Raw genomic sequence first — 3,135 nt, forward strand, 5'->3', positions numbered from 1 at the left:
CGTAAGAAGCATGGTGTTGTAAGTGTGACAAGACAACATAAAATAGGCTCTGACTAAGAGCAAGAGTACGCAACTCGATTTGATTACACAGCTTCCAAGTTTGTTAAAACATACACAGTTTAATGACAAGGTGAGTACATTCCTAAACGAATGTAGGTAATGATAGTCACCTTGCGCAAATGTCATCTTGAAAAGCAGCAGTCGCTTCGCGACGCAATATGCTTCGATGAATTTGCACGACTTTGTCTGGCGACCTTAGCGACACGGTACCACCTGATCCCATCTCGAACTCAGAAGTGAAACGTGTTAGCGGCGATGGTAGTGTGGGGTTTCCCCATGTGAGAGTAGCACATCGCCAGACTCCCATTTAGAATAAAGCCGCCTTAATAGGGTGGCTTTTTTCGTTTCTGATGCCGTTAAAATAACCGCGCATTTATCGAATATTATTAAGGTGGCCCCATTCTAAGCGCTGCCGCGCGAAATCTACTCCGCAGTCAACCATCACAAAGTGGATTCCCAGCCTCAAGCATAGCTTGAGTCGTTCAAACGGCTGGAGCGCTGCTCCAGAGAGCCCCGTTTTCACCCCCATGTGAGAGCATATATAATGAATGTAACTCGGGCTTTAGCCCGTGGAAAAGGCGCGCTGGCATAAATACCAGCCTACATTCTTAACGGTGTAGCTCGGGCTTCAGCCCGTGTAAAAGGCGCACTGGAATAAGTTACAGCCTACATTCTTAATGGTGTAGCTCGGGCTTTAGCCCGTGGAAAAGGCGCGCTGGCATAAATACCAGCCTACATTCTTAACGGTGTAGCTCGGGCTTCAGCCCGTGTAAAAGGCGCGCTGGCATAAATTCCAGCCTACATTCTTAATCGTGTAGCTCGGGCTTTAGCCCGTGGGAAAGGCGCACTGGCATAAATACCAGCCTACATTCTTAACGGTGTAGCTCGGGCTTCAGCCCGTATAAAAGGCGCACTGGAATAAGTTACAGCCTACATTCTTAATGGTGTAGCTCGGGCTTCAGTCCGTGAAAAAGGCGCACTGGCATAAATACCAGCCTACATTCTTAATGGTGTAGCTCGGGCTTTAGCCCGTGGAAAAGGCGCGCTGGCATAAATTCCAGCCTACATTCTTAATGGTGTAGCTCGGGCTTTAGCCCGTGGAAAAGGCGCGCTGGCATAAATTCCAGCCTACATTCTTAATCGTGTAGCTCGGGCTTTAGCCCGTGAAAAAGGCGCACTGGCATAAATACCAGCCTACATTCTTAATGGTGTAGCTCGGGCTTTAGCCCGTGGGAAAGGCGCACTGGCATAAATACCAGCCTACATTCTTAATCGTGTAGCTCGGGCTTTAGCCCGTGAAAAAGGCGTACTGGAATAAGTTACAGCCTACATTCTTAACGGTGTAGCTCGGGCTTTATTCGGTGATGTCATTTGCAGAGTCTCCTAATTCAACTCTGTCATATTTATTTCGTGAAAGTGACTTGAATGCATCACAAAACGGTAATCAAAATGAAACCAACTATACCTAAGCTGGCGCGCGGTCTACGAGAAGCAGTTTTGTTCTTTCAAATAGGATTGTTACCAAAAACAAATTAAATAGGGTTTTAGTTAATGAAGTCTACCTCTAAATTTCCACATTTTTTTAAAACGACAATAGCAGTTAGTATCCTTTCACTTGCCGGGTGCAACGGTGATAATGATTCTTCGCCTGACAGTGAAGTTGAAGTTACACCTACGTCGTATATCAACTTTACTGTCCTACCATATTTGCAAAATCCAACGACAACGGAAATAACAGTTAGTTGGTTAAGTAATTCTGATCAGCCTGGAACGGTAACAATTGAAGGTGTTGGATCATTTGTTTCTGACGTAGAGATAGCAGACTCTTTGACTTATGGAACCTCTGAAATTGAGTATATACATGGCGACAGTAACTTTGGTGAAACCCATAGCGACGTTGCTGAGGGAGAAACTCCGGCATCTAGCTACAAACATAGTGTTAGGGTAACTGGACTTGAGGCTAATACAACTTACGACTACACCGTTGAACAACCAGATGAAAGTGCATTTTCGTCAACCCTAACTTCTGCGCCAGCTCAAGGAAGTCGTGAAACAATTAGATTTATCACTATGTCAGATATGGAAACTGAGCCAGAATCAACAGAAAAAACTGTTCGTTGGACAGCGAGTGCTTTAGCTATTGGGGGAGATAAATTAGGAACTGATCCAGATACTTATACTCGTCAATATCCTGTCGACCAAACCACCGGCTATAAGGCTAATTTGATTTATGCTGCTCAAAGGAGTCCCGATTTTTGGGTTATCGCTGGAGATCTCGTCGAGAAGGGTGGACGTCAACTGGATTGGGATGAGTTTTGGAGACATAGCGCAGGAGAATGGGGAACTCTTGCTTCTACCACACCAATATTTCCTGCATTAGGTAACCATGAAAATTATTGGCACCCAGAAGCCCCAGGTTATAACGCAGAAGCCTCAATGTTGTCATACGATAAATGGAATACTTATTGGGACTTACCGAACAACGACGCATCAGATGAACGCTACGAGAAGCGATATTATCGTGTTGATTACGGTCCTGTAACCTTAATTACCCTTGATTCTTCAAATGGTAACGATGACGACCCAAGCCAAGACACCAATCTATATATCAATGGCGAAGAGTCCCGTGTTCCAGATTTTAATCAAGGTAGTGAACAGTGGAACTGGGCGGTACGAGAGTTGTCTACAGCTCAAGCTGAAGGACAAGTGATTTTTGTTCAATTCCATCATACCGCTTTTGGTACAGGCGTACATAGCCTTCCATCGGGAAGTGCTGGTATTGCTAATGGTGAAGATAGTCAATCTGGTGTGCCCATGAGAATTTATCAACAGCTTTTCGAACAATATGATGTAACTGCTGTTTTATCAGGGCATGACGAATTACTTGAATATGTAAATATCAATGGCGTTAGTTATTGGGATGTAGGTTTTGCTGGTGATGGTCTTAGAGGTGTCAACATCAATTGAAAACTGATCCACTCGATCAATTTAAATGTGATCCACTACTTGGTTGTTTTTTCCATTAAACCTGCTTGTTTCTTTTCTTTAATTCGATAACTTTCTCCTTTAATTTGA

Annotated in this window: 1 protein-coding gene and 1 rRNA gene; both read left to right on the plus strand. The window is 44.1% G+C overall.

The window, feature by feature from the left end:
• Window positions 1–245 precede the first annotated feature (245 nt).
• Window positions 246–361, plus strand: a 5S ribosomal RNA gene (gene rrf / locus ACYVIL_RS20570).
• 1,250 nt (window positions 362–1,611) lie between these two features.
• Window positions 1,612–3,027 carry a purple acid phosphatase family protein gene (locus ACYVIL_RS20575; RefSeq protein ID WP_460314634.1) on the plus strand — a complete coding sequence of 472 codons (1,416 nt, stop codon included), beginning with the start codon at window positions 1,612–1,614 and terminating at the stop codon, window positions 3,025–3,027.
• Window positions 3,028–3,135 lie beyond the last annotated feature (108 nt).

It is taken from the genome of Aliiglaciecola aliphaticivorans, from assembly GCF_054782055.1.